Source organism: Pseudomonas sp. NPDC087817 (assembly GCF_044742875.1).
Taxonomy (GTDB): Bacteria; Pseudomonadota; Gammaproteobacteria; order Pseudomonadales; family Pseudomonadaceae; genus Aquipseudomonas.
In genome coordinates, this window is the sequence record NZ_JBIUVJ010000002.1 from 107,870 (window position 1) to 123,581 (window position 15,712).

The following is a 15,712-nucleotide window of genomic DNA, read 5'->3' on the forward strand; positions in this document are numbered from 1 at the left end:
TCCTACAGCTTTTCTGGGTACAATCCGCCCCCTCCTCAACTCCCTCCAAGGAACCCACATGTCCGGGCTTGAACTGTTTGCCGCCGCTCTCGGTGTGATTGCCGTGTGGCTGACGGTTAAACAGAATCCGTGGTGCTGGCCGATCGGGCTGGTCATGGTGCTGCTCTATAGCTGGGTCTTCTTTGAAGTGAAGCTCTATTCGGACATGTTGCTGCAAGTGATCTATGCCGCGCTGCAAGTCTATGGCTGGTGGCAATGGACCCGCGCCGGGACGATGCACGACGGACGTCAGGTCACGCACCTGGATGCTCGCTCGATAATGCTGGGGCTGAGCGTGGGCGCCATCGGCAGCGTGTTGCTGGGCGCCGCCATGGCGCACTGGACTGACGCCGCGCAACCCTGGCTGGACGCGGCGCTGACCGGTTTCAGCCTGGTGGCGCAGCTGTGGATGGCACAGAAACGCCTGCAATGCTGGGCGCTGTGGTTCGTGCTGGATGTGATTTTCGTCGGATTGTTTCTTTATAAGGGTCTGTACCTCACCGCCGCCCTGTATGCCTTGTTCACGCTGATTGCGATTCAGGGCTGGCGCGAATGGCGCGCCGATCCGGCGTTGCGCACATGAAGGTCGTGGTGCTGACCGGCCCCGAGTCCACCGGCAAGAGCTGGCTGGCGGCCGGCCTGCAACAACGTTTCGGCGGGCTGCGGGTAGACGAGTACGTGCGCTGGTTTATCGAGCAGAACCCTCGCGACACCCGTCTGGCCGACATTCCCGAGATCGCTCGCGGGCAACTGCAATGGGAAGATCAGGCTCGGGCGCAACGGCCGCCGCTGCTGATTCTCGACACTCATCTGCTGAGCAACATGCTCTGGAGCCAGACGCTGTTCGGCGACTGTCCGGCCTGGCTTGAGCCGCAATTGCTGGCGCGGCATTACGACCTGCACCTTCTCCTGTCTCCCGAGCAGATCGACTGGACCGATGACGGTCAGCGCTGCCAGCCGGGTCTGGATCAGCGCCTGGCGTTCTACCAGGCCACCCGCGAGTGGCTGGAACGCCATGACCAGCCATTCAAGGTCATAGAGGGCAATTGGGCTGAACGCCAGACTCGAGCCTTCGCAGCGGTCGAGGAACTGCTCGCGCAATAACCCGTCTTTGTGGGTCCGTTTACCCGGTTTCGGGGGCAAAGTGTCCGTTCCTGAAACACTTCCTCGCGTGCAAACGGCCCGTTTCAGCGGATTGATCAGTTTGACACTGTCGTTGTTACGTTACTGAAACACTGCGCCGCAAACCCTTGTCCCAGAGCATTGTTCAGCCAATAGACAGCTCAACGCAGCAGTGCCTGTTTCACCGCTGAAACAGCTTGTGTATCAAGTGCGCGCTCTTTCTGCGTAACTCATTGAAAATCCTAAGCAATTAAAAAGCGGCACAGCTTTCGCTCTCTCCTTCACAACGCTGACAAGGGCAGCCCACTGAAGAAGGAATTGCAGCCGTGGGGAACTTCAATAAAACCTTTACCTGCCTCCTGCTGATCGGATCAGCGGCCAGTGCGTTCATCAGTTTCAACGTTCAGGCCGAAGGCAATGGCGTGATCGTCCTCAACCGCGATGTCCAGCCGATCCCTATCGGTCGCAGCGGGGGCAAAGACCCCTACCCGACCACCGTCAACGCCAACCCTTCGGCGCGCATCAATCAAGCGATGACCAGCACCGAACTCAATGACGGTGACTTTGCCAGTATCGCCAGCGGCTCTTCGATTCGCGGCAACATCACCACCCCTACTTCGAACATGCCTGGCATGAACGTGCTGAGCAATCCCAACGGCCTGCCAGGGATGAGCTCCGGTCATGGCGGCGGCGGTGGCGGCTCGATCTCCAACACCGTCAACCGCGCAATGGGCGCCGGCCTGGCCCCGCTGACCCGCATGGCTGGAGGCCAATAAGATGAATCGCTCCCTGCTCCTGCTTGCCCTCTTCGGCTGCGCCAGCGCGATGGCGGACCCCAGCTCAGTGAACGACGCGAACATTCAAGACACCGGCATCCAGTACCGCGGCAACTACAACATCAACCAGGCCGCCGGCGACCAGATGCAACAGACCAACACCAAGGCAATCGCCATTGGCACCTCGGCCAGCGCCACCACCATCGTCAGGCAGAAGCTCGATACACCGGCCGATCCGTCGATGAATGCCAGCGCAACCATTGGCGGCAACTCTTTCAGTAACGGCAACGGGATCCTTGGTGTGAACCAGGGCGCCGGTGCCAACAACCAGATGGCCAACGTGACGCGCGTCAGCATCAGTGCTGCGCCGCAGAGCGTTGACGACAGCGCCCTGTCGCAACAGAACGTGGCGCTTTTACCGAGCTCAGGAGCAACTGGCACCTCATCCGGCAGTCGCCAGATCACGACAAGTGATCAGGCCTTCACCGGCAGCCGAGGGGTGATTCAGGTGAACCAGAGTGCCGGGGTGGGGAACCGAATGGCTAACACCCTGAGCATCCGGGTCGCTGACTGACCCAAATAACAAAAGCAGTGCAATTAGAAAGTACCAACACTTAACCAACTAATAAGCACGATGGAGAAACACCATGAAACCTACAATGGCTCTCAAACCACTGGTTTTCGCACTTGCAGCAGTGATGGCAATCGCAGCACAGGCAGGCGGTCGTGATGACGATCATGGTAATGGTAATGGTAACGGGCACGGCAACGGTCATGGCAACAACCATGATCCGAAAGGCCCTACCCTCGAAGAACTGCTGCAAATCGGCGCTGGCGCCGGTGCCGCAGTGCTCGATGTGCAGAACAGCCAAGGCAACGTAGTCGGCAACCAAGGCACAAAAAATAGTGCCGGTATCGAAAACTCGGCCAACGGTTCCAACGGCAACCTGGGCATGAACAACACCGCTGGCGACGGCAACCAACAAGACAACGCCGCCGCACTGGCCACTGCTGACGAAAGCTTCATTTTCGGCACCGCAGTCGCTGCATCCAGCGCTACTCAGGTCAACGCCAGCAACTCCGTTGCCAACTACTCCACCACCAACACCGCAGGCTTGAACAATGTGGGTAACGGCGGTTCCGGCAACATTGGCGTGAACAACAGTGCCGGCAACTTCAACCAACAGAAAAACAACCTCGCAATCGCCGTATCCGGTGGCCGTGTGGCCCAGGCTGCTGCCGCTGCGAACCAAAGCTCCACAGGTCTGAACGTAGGCAACTACGGCACTCAAACCTACAAAAAAGATACCCTCACTGGCACTGTTGCCGCCGTCGGCGTGTTCGGCGCCGTTGGCGAAGCTACCATCAAAGATGACGATCACGGTCACGGCGGTGGCGGCTACGGCAACAACGACCGTGGCGGTAACGGTGGGCATGGCGGTAGCAAAGATCAGAAAGCTACCTTCGAAGCTGTGGGTGTCTTCGGTCTGGCTGGCGTAACCACTCAACAAGTGATGACTCCAGACGGCTGGAAAAACCCTGTAACCAACAATGCTGCAGTCAGCAACGTTGGCAACAACTTCTCCGGCAACGCTGGCTTCAACAACGCCGCAGGTGTTGGCAACCAACAAAGCAACTCGCTGTCCATCGCTGCAGGTTGCAAAGCCTGCATGTAATCGCGATCGAAACGAAAGCCCCGGAAACGGGGCTTTTCCTCAGTCCGCAAAGGCGTATCGATCATGCGTAAGACTGCCCTCATCGCTCTGCTTTGTCTGTCTGGCCTGACCCAGGCGGCGCAGATGCCCGTGGCTGCCCTTCCCGGCGGCACACTCATCTACAAGAACGTGCAAAGCATTCGTGAGCGCAAGTTTGCCGACATTGTCGAACAGAAAACCGATTTCAGCTGCGGCGCTGCTGCACTGGCCACGGTGTTACGCCAAGGCTATTGGCTCGACGTCGATGAGGAGCACATCATCAAAGGCATGCTGGTCAACGCTGACCAGGACCTTGTTCGTACTCAGGGTTTTTCCATGCTCGACATGAAGCGCTACATAGAAAGCATCGGCATGCGCGCCAGAGGCTACAAGATTCCGCCGGAAAAACTCGACGCTGTAACAATCCCGGTGGTGGTACTGATGGAAATTCGCGGCTACAAGCATTTCGTGGTGTTGCAACGTGCGGACAAGGATTGGGTTTACATCGGAGACCCGGTTCTGGGCCACAAACGTTACTCCCATGATGACTTTGTCAAAGGTTGGAACGGCATCGTCTTCGCCATCGTCGGGCCCGGATATGACAAGGCCAACGCCTTGCGCAGCCCGCCGACACCGCTGACGGCCAAGAACAAGCTGGATAACTTCAACCCTGTCAAAGATGCTGAATTGATGGACTTCGGGTTCATACAGAGCGACTTCTTTTAATCGCCGATTATAAAGAATGGGGCTGGATGTCCCGGGAGCAGCAGATGAAAACCTCATACTGGCTGGCCGCCGCCTGCCTGGCAGCGAGCGCGTCAGGCTATGCCAATGCAGGATTCAAACCTATAGAAATACAGGACAAGGAATTGTCCGAGCTACGTGGTCGTTATGTCATGCCGGGGCGGATTATCAGCTTCGGCATTGTCATGAGTAGTACCTGGCGCAACGCCAGTGGTGATCTGATCGGGGCTGCGACCTCGATGCAGCTTCAAGCAGCGACAATCAAACCAGAATTCTATGTGCAAACCATCAAGGAGCACGGCAACGGCAGCACGCTGCCAACGGGCACCGGGACAATCACCGGTGGCGCTGGCCTCGACAGCAGCCAGGGCGTGACGCAAAGCGTGCGTGCCGCTGGCGACAGCAATACGGCCTATAACAACGTTGCCATTAACGTTTCGGAAGCCAGTCAGGCACCGGCACTGGTGCCCGCGCAAGGACAGGCCCTGATGGCCGGGCAAACCATCGGCGCCAGTAACGCCGCCGGCAGCGTCGCGGTCTCGGCCACCGGCAGTGGCGTACAAATGGCCATTCAGGCTTCTGGTAATCAGGGCACGGCCCTGCAACAAGTGGCCCAGGGCGGTTTGCTGCAGAACACCCGTCTGCTCGGCAGTGCCAACGTGGTCAATAACATGACCCAACTCAACGTTGTGTTGAACAATAACGGCATGAGTGCCGGCGCACTGGACTGCAACCTGACTCAACTCAGGGCACTACGCAATATCGGATATTGAACTACGCTGAGTCTCGATCATTGGGCTTAAAGGGACGGCTTATTCATGTATCGATCAGTATCACTGCGTGCCGCTGTATGTCTGAGTACGCTTCTACCGGCCGCGATGCTGCAAGCAGCACCCGACGCTGACGTGGAAACGCTGAAACAGGAACTTCTGGAGCTGAAGCAACGATACGAAGTACAACAAAAGGCCCTGGCGGTACTCGAACAACGGGTCCGCCAGGTCGAAGATCAACCCGCCGCTCCACAACCCAAACGCCTGGCCAAATCGCCATCCGACATGAAAGGCAATCCGAAAGTGGCCACCGGCACCGGGGCCGCAGCAGCGTCGGGGGGCGCCGCCGGGGGCAGTGGCGCTTCCTACGGGCAATCGCTGGCCGACGATTCGCAACCGGCACAGAGTGTGTCCAACCTGTACGACGAGGCCAGCGGCTTCTTCGGTGGGGGCAAATTCAGCTTTGAAACCGGCATCACCTATTCGCGTTATGACACTCGCCAGTTGATTCTCAACGGCTTCCTGGCGCTGGACTCGATCTTCCTCGGCAATATCAACCTTGACCGGATCAAGGCGGATACCTGGACGCTTGACCTCACCGGTCGCTACAACTTCGACAATCGTTGGCAGTTCGACCTGAACGTGCCAGTGGTCTACCGCGATTCGACCTATCAGTCCGGCGGCGGCAATGGCGGTGCGTCCAACGTCACCACCGAGCAGGATGTCGACCGCGACCCGACCATCGGCGACGTCAACTTCGGCATCGCCTACAAGTTCCTCGACGAGTCGGTCAACACCCCGGACGCCGTGGTCACCTTGCGCGTCAAGGCGCCTACCGGCAAAGACCCCTTCGGCATCAAGTTGCGTCAGACCGATGCCAACTCCAACCTGTTCGTGCCTGACACCCTGCCGACCGGCAACGGCGTCTGGTCGGTCACGCCCGGCATCTCGCTGGTCAAGACGTTCGACCCGGCGGTGCTGTTCGGTAGCCTGTCCTACACCCACAACCTGGAAGAGTCGTTCGACGACATCAGCTCCACCGTCAACCAGAAAAACCCGGGCAAGGTGAAGATCGGCGACAGCTTCCAGATCGGTGCAGGTATCGCCTTTGCACTGAACGAGAAGATGAGTATGTCGTTCTCGATGTCTGACCTGGTGCAACGCAAGAGCAAGCTGAAACAGGATGGCGGAGATTGGCAATCGGTGGTGTCCAGCGACGCCAACGCCGGTTACTTCAACGTCGGCATGACCATTGCGGCCACCGACAACCTGACCATTGTGCCTAACCTGTCCATCGGCCTTACGGATGATGCCCCGGACTTTTCCTTCAGCCTCAAATTCCCGTACTACTTCTAAACCACGCACAAGCAAAAGATCGCAGCCTGCGCTAGCGCCTACAAGATTCAAATGTAGGCGTTGGCGCAGGCTGCGATCTTTTGATCTATGGCTTCTACCGAATCTGATGCTTGTGCAACAGCCGATAAAACGTCGGCCGTGAAACCCCGAGTACCTTGGCGGCCACGCTGAGATTATCGCTGTGCCGGTTCAACACATCGCACAACGCCTGACGCTCAGCGCGGGTCTTGTAGTCCTCCAGCGTCCCCATGGGCGTGGCGATCGACTGCTGACTGATCAGGCCCAGATCACGCGCCTCAATCTGCCGACCTTCAGCCAGGACCAGGCCGCGACGCACCCGGTTGGCCAGTTCGCGCACGTTCCCTGGCCAATCGTGTTTGCCCATCGCAATCAGCGCATCCTCACTGAAACTGCGCGGACGACGCCCGGTTTCATGACTGTAGAAATGCGAGAAGTGGTTGGCCAGCATCGACAGATCGCCGTGCCGTTCTCGCAACGGTGCCGTCACGACTTGCAGCACGTTGAGCCGGTAATACAGGTCTTCACGAAAACGTTTTTTCTCGATGGCGGCCTCAAGATCGACGTGAGTCGCCGCCAATACCCGCACATCAACCGGGATCGGCTGACTGCCGCCCACGCGCTCGATGTGTTTTTCCTGCAGGAAGCGCAGCAGATTGGCTTGCAATTCCAGCGGTAGATCACCGATTTCATCGAGAAACAACGTGCCGCCGTTGGCCGCTTCAATCCGCCCGACCTTGCGCTGATGAGCGCCGGTAAACGCACCTTTTTCATGACCAAACAGTTCGGACTGGATCAAGTGTTCGGGAATTGCCCCGCAGTTGATCGCGACAAAAGGTTTGCTGTGGCGCTGGGACTGACGGTGCAGCGTACGCGCAACCAGTTCTTTACCGGTGCCGCTTTCACCGCGAATCAACACCGGCGATTCGGTCGGCGCCAGTTTGCTCAGCAGCTTGCGCAGTTCGCGGATCGGCTTGCTGTCGCCCAGCAGTTCGTGTTCGGGCTGATCGACGTGAATCGTGCCCTGCCCGCGCAGTCGCGCCATGCCGAACGCCCGGCCGAGGGTGACCTGCACTCGCGACACGTCGAACGGCAAGGTATGGAAATCGAAAAACCACTCGCAGACGAAGTCACCGACGTTCTGCAAACGCAGGACTTCCTGATTGAGCACAGCGATCCATTCGGTGCCGCTGCGGCTGATCAGTTCTTTGACGGCTTCAGGGCGTTCAAGGTGAAAAGGCTGCAAACGCAGCAAGCCGACATCACAACTGCGGTCGGCGGCGTTTTCCAGAGTACAACTGTCGACATCCCACCCTACCGCTCGCAAACCGGGCAATAAGCGGTGACAGTCGTCGCAGGGGTCGACTACCAATAAACGTCGTAACGCAGGCGCTTCGCTCATGACTGTTCCTTGGCGCCAAATTATTAGAAATGATTGTAAAAACAGTCATTTGGCAGACCCGACTGTAACGTTAGCAAGATTTTGACAGCGCCTTGTATCGATTGCTTATAGGTGTACAAGTAAATTCGTTATAAGAATCTGGTTGATTAGTTAGCTATCGACTTAATCACTGTAAAAGACCTTTCAACAACCTTTCAAAAGCGCTCGAAAAACCGAATGAATGAAAGAAAGTTGAAATTTCTTTGTTTCGAGTGTGACCTGCCCCCGGGTTGCGTGCATCAGTACAAGTAACCAGCCGAACGGTAAGCCCAACCGACGGTACATCACTTGATTGGGCACTAAAGAGAGAAGACCCCATGACCGCCCCGCTCCGTATCAACGAAGCTCTTTTGATTGCCAACCGCGCGTTCCAACCTTTCCAATGCGTGGCCTGGGCCCCACAAGACGGCAATGGCGAGCTGAACCTGACCGTCATCGATCGCACTAATTCGCACATCGGCCGCAAACAGATTCCATGCAGCACCTACTCCGATCCGGCGCAGCTGGAGCAACTGTTGCAACAGGCCCGCGCTGAACTGAGCAAAGAAGGTTATGCGCTGCAATCCTGGTCGATGTCACACTGACCAGCCGGGCGCTGCGGATGACGTCAACGTCATCCGCCCTCCTCTTGTTAGTTACACTTGCTGATTATCCCCCGATTCTTTTGTACAACTTCTGGCAGCGCGTTCTCGCGTAACTGCTTGGCAGGCTTGCTATTGGTTCAAAAAGACACTGTTCTGGCACAGTGTGACCCTCCACCTGTTAGTTCTTACAGTTGTACTTCTTCTAGTTCAGGTTTTGAATGTTCCGCTCATGCAGTTAGCCACCGGTTCCCCGGTCATGGTCAACTTGCAAGGAGATGCGTGCATGTCCACCCTGAACGCCGTTGCGCTCCCGACGTTATTGAATAATGCCGGTCAACTCGACAAATCGTTTGCCAGCACCGGCGTGGCTCAGGTGTATTTCGCCGGCAGCCTGTCCAGCCTGACCCAGGATGTCGCACTCGACGCGCAGGGGCGGATTCTGGTTGCCGCCAAAGTCGGCATCACCGAGGGCAGCCGTTTCGGTTTGGCACGCCTGCTGGCGGATGGCTCGGCCGATCTGTCCTTTGGTGAGCAAGGCAGCGTGATCGATACATTTGCCCCGGGCTTCGAAGCCATGGCCGGCAAAGTGCAGGCGCTGCCCGATGGACGGATCCTGCTGGCGGGCCTGCATTATGAAAACAGTCACCGCACCCTGCCCGCGCTTGCCCTGTTCGACGCGCAGGGCCAACCGGATCAATCTTTCGGTGACAACGGTTACCAAGTGGTGCGCCTACCGGGCGACTTGTCCATGGGCACCCGCGACAGCTGGCTACCGCCCGGAGTGCCGGGCGCAGAGGCCTGCGATTTTGCGGTGCAGGATGACGGACATATTCTACTGATCGCCAACCATCACTTCGAACTGGCCGACCACGCCGGCATGCTCATCCGCCTCAAGCCTGACGGCAGCCTGGATGACACGTTCAACGGGCGCGGTTTCGTGATGATCCGCCATCTGCTGCTCAACACCTGGCTCAGCCGGCTGATGCTGCAGAAGGATGGGCGAATTTTGGTGGGCGGCTCGATCGATTTTCCTCAGGAAGGCCTGTTGGCGCGTTACCTGCCCGATGGCCGGCTGGACGAACGTTTTGCGGTAGACGGTTTCATGGCATTCAAGGCCCACGGCAAAAGCGCTCTGGTCAGTCAGATCCTTGAATCGGCGGACACCCTGCACTGCTTCGGCAGCAGCCGCGACCCGATCCGATGCATGGCATTCAGCCTGCACCTCAATGGCCGGCCGGACCTGTGCAGCAATAACGGCCAGCCCCATTTGCTGGAAATCGGCCCCAGCGGCTGTCAGTGGAGCGCCGCCCAGTGCATGGCAGACGGCCGCATCATCGCAGTGGGCGCCACCCTTGGCGGGGTCGAGGCCGACTTCATCGTCGCGCGTTACTGCGCAGACGGGCGCCTTGACCAGAGTTTCGGTCAGGGCCGCGGCTGGTTGCGTACGCGCCTGGGACGCAGCCTCGACACGGCGAATTCACTGGCCGTGCAATCGGATGACGCCATTCTGGTCGGTGGCTATTCGCTGGATGGCAACTACCGGGCGATGGTCGCGCGGTATCTCAATCAATAACAGCCTTCGGCAGCACCTACATGGAATCGTGTTCAAGTCAGGAACAACTTGAACTTGGCTGACACATCCGGCAACTTGCGCGCTTCTTAAAAACAAGGAGCAACCGATGTCCGGTTCAATGGCCCAGGCGTTCGCGCAAAATTTTCTCGGGCACTCGCCACGCTGGTACAAGGCGACCATCGTCGGATTTCTGATCCTTAACGCTGTCGTGCTGTTCACGGTGGGGCCGGTCGCGGCTGGCTGGTTGCTGGTGATCGAGTTCATCTTCACCTTGGCCATGGCGCTCAAGTGCTATCCGTTGATGCCCGGCGGTTTGCTGTTGATCGAAGCTTTGCTGCTGAAGATGACCACACCGCAGGCGCTCTACGATGAACTGGTGCACAACTTCCCGGTGATCCTGCTGCTGATGTTCATGGTGGCCGGCATTTACTTCATGAAGGATCTGCTGCTGTTTCTGTTCTCGCGGTTGTTATTGGGCGTGCGCTCGAAAGCGGCACTGGCCCTGATGTTCTGCTTTCTATCAGCATTTCTTTCGGCGTTTCTCGATGCGTTGACGGTTACTGCGGTGATCATCAGCGCGGCGGTCGGCTTTTACTCGGTCTACCATCGGGTGGCGTCGGGTAACGATCCGCGTCAGGACAGCGGGTTCAGCGACGACCAACACCTGCCGACACTTCATCACGATGATCTGAATCAGTTTCGCGCATTCCTGCGCAGCCTGTTGATGCACGGCGCGGTCGGTACGGCGCTCGGTGGCGTGTGTACGCTGGTAGGTGAGCCGCAGAATCTGCTGATCGGCCATGAAATGGGCTGGCACTTCGCGGAGTTCTTTCAGAAAGTCGCACCGGTTTCGCTGCCAGTGCTGGCGGCCGGCCTGGTCACCTGCGTACTGCTGGAGAAACTGCGCTGGTTCGGCTACGGCACGCTGCTGCCGGACAACGTCCGCGCCGTGTTGGCCAATTACGCCGCCGAAGACAACGCCGAACGCACCCCGCGCCAACGTGCGGCGCTGCTGGTGCAAGGCACTGCGGCACTGATCCTGATCGGCTGCCTGGCGTTTCACGTCGCCGAGGTCGGCCTGATCGGCTTGATGGTGATTGTGCTGATCACCGCGTTTACCGGCATCACCGACGAGCATCGTCTGGGCAGCGCATTCAAGGATGCCATGCCGTTTACCGCGCTGCTGGTGGTGTTCTTTGCCGTGGTCGCGGTGATTCACGATCAACAGCTGTTTGTGCCGCTGATCGAGTGGGTGCTGGCTCTGCCAGTGGATCAACAACCGGGCATGCTGTTTATTGCCAACGGTCTGCTCTCGGCGATCAGCGACAACGTCTTCGTTGCGACGATTTACATCACCGAAGTGAAACAGGCGTTCCTTGCCGGGCACATGAGCCGCGAGCACTTCGAGACGCTGGCAATCGCGATCAACACTGGTACTAACCTGCCAAGCGTGGCGACGCCAAATGGCCAGGCAGCGTTTCTGTTTCTGCTGACGTCGGCAATTGCGCCGCTGGTGCGCCTGTCGTATGGGCGGATGGTGTGGATGGCGTTACCGTACACCGTGGTGATGGGGCTGCTGGGCTGGTACGCGGTCAGCTACTGGCTGTAATTACACCGAATAAAGTGTAGGAGTGAGCCTGCTCGCGATAGCGGTGTGTCAGCCCAGAAAATGGTGACTGAAACATTGCTATCGCAAGCAGGCTCACTCCTACATTTGTTTTGGGGTGAATTCAGTGAGGAAGGATGTACTTTTCGATCGCCTGAGCCACGCCGTCTTCGGTGTTCGGCGCGGTGATCACGTCGGCCTGACGCTTCACCGCCTCCTCCGCCTGTCCCATGGCAATCGACAGTCCCGCGCAATGGAACATCGCCGGGTCGTTGCCGCCATCGCCAATCGCGGCCGTCTGCTCCAGCGGGATGCCCAGGTGCGCGGCAATGGTCGTCAGTGCGGTGCCTTTGTTGGCCTCCAGCGCCGTGACGTCGAGGTACACCGGTTGCGAGCGCGAGACTTGCGCCATGCCGTTGACCTTGGACAGTAAACGCGCCTCCAGTTCGATCAACAGCTCAGTGTTGTTGCTGGTCGCGACGATCTTGTCGATGCGCTCAAGATACGGTTCGAAACTCTCAACCACCACCGGCGGATAGCCGAGGCCATGCTGCTCGCGCGGCACCATCGGCCCGTGCGGATCCTTGAGCAGCCAGTCGCCGCCGCTGAACACCCAGATTTCGACATCCGGTTGATCGGCAAACGTCGCGAGAGCAATCAGCGCCGTTGTCGCCGGCAGGTAATGCGCGACGAGCAAACTACCGTCCGGATTGACGATTGTGCCGCCATTGAACGCCGCCGTCGGCAGATCGACGCCCAAGGCTTCGATCTGCTGCAACATGGCTTTCGGCGGACGCCCGGTGGCGAGACTGAACAGCACGCCCGCCTCACGTAACGACCGCACGGCGTCGATAGTACGCTGGCTCAGCGTGTGATCGGGCAGCAACAGCGTGCCGTCCATGTCGCTCAGCAGAAAACGGATCGGCTTGCTCATCCGAGGCCATGCCAGACGCGACCATCGCGAGTCAGCAGATCTTCGGCGGCCTGCGGGCCATCTTCGCCGGCGGCATAGGTTTGCACGCTCGCGTCCTGCTGCCAGGCATCGAGAAACGGTTGCACCGCACGCCAGCCGTTCTCGATGTTGTCGGCACGCTGGAATAGCGTCTGATCGCCGGTCAGGCAGTCGTAGATCAGGGTTTCGTAACCGGTCGACGGCTGCATTTCGAAGAAGTCTTTGTAGGCAAACCCCAATTCGATGTTGGCCATGTTCAGTGCCGGCCCCGGGCGCTTGGCCAGCAGGTCGAACCACATGCCCTCATTGGGCTGGATCTGGATACGCAGATAGGTCGGTTGTAGTTCGTCGACTTCGGTGTCGCGAAATTGCGCATAAGGCGCCGGTTTGAAGCAGATGACGATCTCGGTGTCGCGCACACTCATGCGCTTGCCGGTACGCAGGTAGAACGGCACGCCGACCCAACGCCAGTTGTCGATCATCACCTTCAGCGCCACATAGGTTTCCGTGGTGCTGTCGGGCGAGACGTTGGCCTCCTGGCGATAACCGGCCAGTGCCTTGCCGCCGACTTCACCGGCGCTGTACTGGCCACGCACCGAGTTGGCCCGAGCCTCTTCAACCGTCCATGGACGGATCGCGCCGACCACTTTGGCTTTCTCGCCACGTACCGCATCGGCGCCGAACGCCGCCGGCGGTTCCATGGCAACCATGGCCAGCAACTGGAACAGGTGATTGGGCACCATGTCGCGCAACGCACCGGTGTGCTCGTAAAAACTGCCACGGGTTTCGACGCCGACGGTTTCGGCGGCGGTGATCTGTACGTGGTCGATGTAATGGTTGTTCCAGAACGCCTCGAACAGGCTGTTGGAGAACCGGCTGACCAGAATGTTCTGCACGGTCTCCTTGCCCAGGTAATGGTCGATCCGATAGATCTGTTTCTCGGACATCACCTTGAGCAGGCAGGCGTTCAGTGCTTCGGCGGTCTGCAGATCGGAGCCGAACGGCTTCTCGATCACCACCCTTCTGAACGCTTCGGGGGTTTCTTCTAGCAAACCGGCGCTGCCGAGTCGGCGCACCACTTCACTGAAGAAACGCGGCGCGGTGGCCAGGTAGAACACCGCATTGCCGGTGCCGCTGTCGGCGATTTTCGCCGCCAGCGCTGAATAAGTGCTGTCGTCGAGGAAGTCGCCCTGGACGTAGCTGATACCTTTGGCGAGCTTGGCCCACAAGGCCGGATCAAGCATCTGATCGCCCTTGCCGACCTTCGCCGCCACTTCGGTACGGATGAAGTCCTCGAGCTTTTGCGCGAAGGCCTCATCGGTAATGGCGTTGTGGTCAACGCCAACGATCCGCAGGTTCTCATCAAGCAGGCCGTCGCGACTGAGGTTGTACAGCGCCGGCATCAGCAAGCGCTTGACCAGGTCGCCGTGGGCACCGAACAGAAACAGCGTGGTCGGTGGTGCCGGTTCTGCCTTGGATTTCCTGCGGATCGTATGGGTCATTTCTTCGGTGTCTCCACATGGCCGCCGAAGCCGAAGCGCTGGGCCGAAAGAATCTTGTCGCCAAAGGTGCCTTGGCCACGTGAGCGGTAGCGCGAGAACAGCGAGTTGGACAGCACCGGTACCGGCACCGCTTGCTCCATGGCGGCTTCGATGGTCCATTGACCTTCACCGCTGTCGGCAACCGAACCGGAGAAACCGTCAAGTTTCGGATCGCTGGCCAGCGCGTCAGCCGTCAGGTCGAGCAACCACGACGACACCACGCTGCCACGACGCCAGACTTCAGCGATGTCAGCCACATTCAGATCAAAACGCTGATCTTCCGGCAGGCGCTCGCTGGACTTGGTCTTGAGGATGTCGAAGCCTTCGGCGAACGCGGCCATCATGCCGTACTCGATGCCGTTGTGGATCATCTTGACGAAGTGACCGGCACCGGCAGGACCGGCGTGAATGTAGCCGTGCTCGGCGCGCGGGTCATCGGACTTGCGATCCTTGGTGCGCGGGATGTCGCCCATGCCTGGCGCCAGTGCGGCGAACAGCGGATCAAGACGCTTAACGGTCTCGGCATCGCCGCCGATCATCATGCAGTAGCCGCGTTCCAGGCCCCAGACGCCGCCAGAGGTACCGACGTCGATGTAGTGCAGGCCTTTCTCGGCCAGGGTTTTGGCGCGGCGGATGTCATCCTTATAGTTGGTGTTGCCGCCGTCGATGATGGTGTCACCGGCTTCCAGCAGAGTGCTCAGGGTGTTGATGGTGTCTTCGGTCGGCGCGCCGGCCGGCAGCATGACCCACACGGCACGCGGCTTGGCCAGGCCTGCAACCAGTGCCGGCAAGTCGGCAACGCCGGTGGATCCCTCGGCGACCAGGTTGTCGATGAAAGCGGTATTGCGGTCGTAAACAACGGTGGTGTGACCGTTGAGCATCAGGCGCCGCGCAATATTACCGCCCATGCGGCCCAGTCCAATAATCCCGAGTTGCATGTGCTGATGCTCCTTACTACAAATAAATGTGTGTCAAAGGTTATAGCCCAACGCGACTAATGGAGGTTAGTCCAGAGCGTCGGGGTGAAGTTTCCGGGCATTGTGCCCGATTCAGACAGATAACGCCCTGAATCGTGCCGAAGACACACCGACCATGAAAAATAAAAAAGTTCCATTCACTGGCAAAAGAAATCAAAATTGGCGCCGATAGTAAGTCAGTCACCCGAAATCGGGGGCGATTTACAGTTGAGACACACCATTTGCGAGGTGAGCAATGGGCACAGTACACACAGCAATGCCGCCACAAACCCTGTACGTGACAATCCGTCGCGATGAATTGCGCCAGTTGAAAGACGAGCGCGACCAACTGAAACAGGAGTTGGCGCAACTGCGCGCGATGACACTGGGTGCTCAGCCCAAGCCGCTGCCGGTTGTTCAGCGCCACCCGCACGCCTGATCTCCCCCGCCTGATTCGGGAACGGCACTCGCGGTTCCCGACACGCTGTACTTCTGACCGTTGCCACGTCTACTGGCGCGGCAATTAACAAAACTTTCACA

16 protein-coding genes are annotated in these 15,712 nt (G+C 58.8%); 12 read left to right on the forward strand and 4 right to left on the reverse strand.

The genetic code is table 11. The features are described 5' to 3' along the window. Positions 1–58: 58 nt before the first annotated feature. From pnuC to ACIONG_RS02540, 8 genes are all read left to right on the forward strand, one after another. Entirely contained in the window at positions 59–622 is a 564-nt protein-coding gene (gene pnuC / locus ACIONG_RS02505; protein WP_212808913.1) for a nicotinamide riboside transporter PnuC, read from the forward strand. Then, the gene (locus ACIONG_RS02510) at positions 619–1,143 is read left to right on the forward strand and encodes an AAA family ATPase (protein WP_213028798.1); all 525 of its coding nucleotides are present in this window, start codon (positions 619–621) and stop codon (positions 1,141–1,143) included. Before pnuC ends, ACIONG_RS02510 begins: the two co-directional genes overlap by 4 nt. 344 nt (positions 1,144–1,487) lie before the next feature. Then, on the forward strand, positions 1,488–1,937 hold the full coding sequence (locus ACIONG_RS02515) for a hypothetical protein (RefSeq protein WP_103302086.1): 450 nt from the start codon (positions 1,488–1,490) through the stop codon (positions 1,935–1,937). Position 1,938: 1 nt separating this feature from the next. Continuing rightward, positions 1,939–2,511: an adhesin gene (locus tag ACIONG_RS02520; protein ID WP_401296484.1), complete on the forward strand. Its 573-nt coding sequence runs from the start codon at positions 1,939–1,941 to the stop codon at positions 2,509–2,511. Between the two features lie 73 nt (positions 2,512–2,584). After that, positions 2,585–3,613: a heme utilization protein gene (locus ACIONG_RS02525; protein ID WP_401296486.1), complete on the forward strand. Its 1,029-nt coding sequence runs from the start codon at positions 2,585–2,587 to the stop codon at positions 3,611–3,613. A gap of 63 nt (positions 3,614–3,676) precedes the next feature. Next, entirely contained in the window at positions 3,677–4,357 is a 681-nt protein-coding gene (locus ACIONG_RS02530; RefSeq protein WP_103302089.1) for a C39 family peptidase, read from the forward strand. Positions 4,358–4,401: 44 nt separating this feature from the next. Continuing rightward, positions 4,402–5,148, forward strand: coding sequence for a hypothetical protein (locus ACIONG_RS02535; protein WP_401296488.1), 747 nt, complete (start codon positions 4,402–4,404; stop codon positions 5,146–5,148). A 45-nt stretch (positions 5,149–5,193) separates the two neighbouring features. Further along, positions 5,194–6,501, forward strand: coding sequence for a transporter (locus tag ACIONG_RS02540; RefSeq protein ID WP_103302091.1), 1,308 nt, complete (start codon positions 5,194–5,196; stop codon positions 6,499–6,501). Between the two features lie 94 nt (positions 6,502–6,595). Here ACIONG_RS02540 and ACIONG_RS02545 read toward each other — a convergent pair whose 3' ends face one another. Then, on the reverse strand, positions 6,596–7,921 hold the full coding sequence (locus tag ACIONG_RS02545) for a sigma-54 dependent transcriptional regulator (protein ID WP_103302092.1): 1,326 nt from the start codon (positions 7,919–7,921) through the stop codon (positions 6,596–6,598). 356 nt (positions 7,922–8,277) lie between these two features. Between ACIONG_RS02545 and ACIONG_RS02550 the strand changes: the two genes are divergently transcribed. The 3 genes from ACIONG_RS02550 (at position 8,278) to nhaB (ending at position 11,726) form a co-directional block, all read left to right on the forward strand. Then, on the forward strand, positions 8,278–8,544 hold the full coding sequence (locus ACIONG_RS02550) for a hypothetical protein (RefSeq protein ID WP_103302093.1): 267 nt from the start codon (positions 8,278–8,280) through the stop codon (positions 8,542–8,544). Positions 8,545–8,827: 283 nt separating this feature from the next. Beyond that, positions 8,828–10,117, forward strand: coding sequence for a hypothetical protein (locus tag ACIONG_RS02555; protein WP_401296490.1), 1,290 nt, complete (start codon positions 8,828–8,830; stop codon positions 10,115–10,117). A 106-nt stretch (positions 10,118–10,223) separates the two neighbouring features. Then, complete coding sequence (gene nhaB / locus ACIONG_RS02560) at positions 10,224–11,726, forward strand: sodium/proton antiporter NhaB (protein WP_401296492.1); 1,503 nt, start codon at positions 10,224–10,226, stop codon at positions 11,724–11,726. 121 nt (positions 11,727–11,847) lie between these two features. Here the strand turns inward: nhaB and ACIONG_RS02565 are convergent, their stop codons facing one another. From ACIONG_RS02565 to gnd, 3 genes are read right to left on the reverse strand one after another with little or no spacing between them, the layout of a single operon-like run. Next, on the reverse strand, positions 11,848–12,657 hold the full coding sequence (locus ACIONG_RS02565; protein ID WP_401296494.1) for an HAD family hydrolase: 810 nt from the start codon (positions 12,655–12,657) through the stop codon (positions 11,848–11,850). Further along, the gene (zwf, locus tag ACIONG_RS02570; RefSeq protein WP_103302097.1) at positions 12,654–14,177 is read right to left on the reverse strand and encodes a glucose-6-phosphate dehydrogenase; all 1,524 of its coding nucleotides are present in this window, start codon (positions 14,175–14,177) and stop codon (positions 12,654–12,656) included. Before zwf ends, ACIONG_RS02565 begins: the two co-directional genes overlap by 4 nt. Next, on the reverse strand, positions 14,174–15,154 hold the full coding sequence (gnd, locus tag ACIONG_RS02575) for a phosphogluconate dehydrogenase (NAD(+)-dependent, decarboxylating) (RefSeq protein WP_103302098.1): 981 nt from the start codon (positions 15,152–15,154) through the stop codon (positions 14,174–14,176). The genes zwf and gnd overlap by 4 nt, the downstream gene beginning before the upstream one ends. 274 nt (positions 15,155–15,428) lie before the next feature. Between gnd and ACIONG_RS02580 the strand changes: the two genes are divergently transcribed. Further along, a complete protein-coding gene (locus tag ACIONG_RS02580) occupies positions 15,429–15,611 on the forward strand; it encodes a DUF6026 family protein (RefSeq protein ID WP_103302099.1) in 183 nt (60 codons plus the stop codon). Positions 15,612–15,712 lie beyond the last annotated feature (101 nt).

Coding starts and splice junctions, on each gene's coding strand:
- nhaB (WP_401296492.1), top strand. CDS start 10,224: ATGTCCGGTTCAATGGCCCAGGCGTTCGCGCAAAATTTTCTCGGGCAC.
- ACIONG_RS02535 (WP_401296488.1), top strand. CDS start 4,402: ATGAAAACCTCATACTGGCTGGCCGCCGCCTGCCTGGCAGCGAGCGCG.
- ACIONG_RS02545 (WP_103302092.1), bottom strand. CDS start 7,921: ATGAGCGAAGCGCCTGCGTTACGACGTTTATTGGTAGTCGACCCCTGC.
- ACIONG_RS02520 (WP_401296484.1), top strand. CDS start 1,939: ATGAATCGCTCCCTGCTCCTGCTTGCCCTCTTCGGCTGCGCCAGCGCG.
- ACIONG_RS02565 (WP_401296494.1), bottom strand. CDS start 12,657: ATGAGCAAGCCGATCCGTTTTCTGCTGAGCGACATGGACGGCACGCTG.
- ACIONG_RS02525 (WP_401296486.1), top strand. CDS start 2,585: ATGAAACCTACAATGGCTCTCAAACCACTGGTTTTCGCACTTGCAGCA.
- pnuC (WP_212808913.1), top strand. CDS start 59: ATGTCCGGGCTTGAACTGTTTGCCGCCGCTCTCGGTGTGATTGCCGTG.
- ACIONG_RS02510 (WP_213028798.1), top strand. CDS start 619: ATGAAGGTCGTGGTGCTGACCGGCCCCGAGTCCACCGGCAAGAGCTGG.
- ACIONG_RS02580 (WP_103302099.1), top strand. CDS start 15,429: ATGGGCACAGTACACACAGCAATGCCGCCACAAACCCTGTACGTGACA.
- ACIONG_RS02540 (WP_103302091.1), top strand. CDS start 5,194: ATGTATCGATCAGTATCACTGCGTGCCGCTGTATGTCTGAGTACGCTT.
- ACIONG_RS02530 (WP_103302089.1), top strand. CDS start 3,677: ATGCGTAAGACTGCCCTCATCGCTCTGCTTTGTCTGTCTGGCCTGACC.
- ACIONG_RS02550 (WP_103302093.1), top strand. CDS start 8,278: ATGACCGCCCCGCTCCGTATCAACGAAGCTCTTTTGATTGCCAACCGC.
- ACIONG_RS02555 (WP_401296490.1), top strand. CDS start 8,828: ATGTCCACCCTGAACGCCGTTGCGCTCCCGACGTTATTGAATAATGCC.
- gnd (WP_103302098.1), bottom strand. CDS start 15,154: ATGCAACTCGGGATTATTGGACTGGGCCGCATGGGCGGTAATATTGCG.
- zwf (WP_103302097.1), bottom strand. CDS start 14,177: ATGACCCATACGATCCGCAGGAAATCCAAGGCAGAACCGGCACCACCG.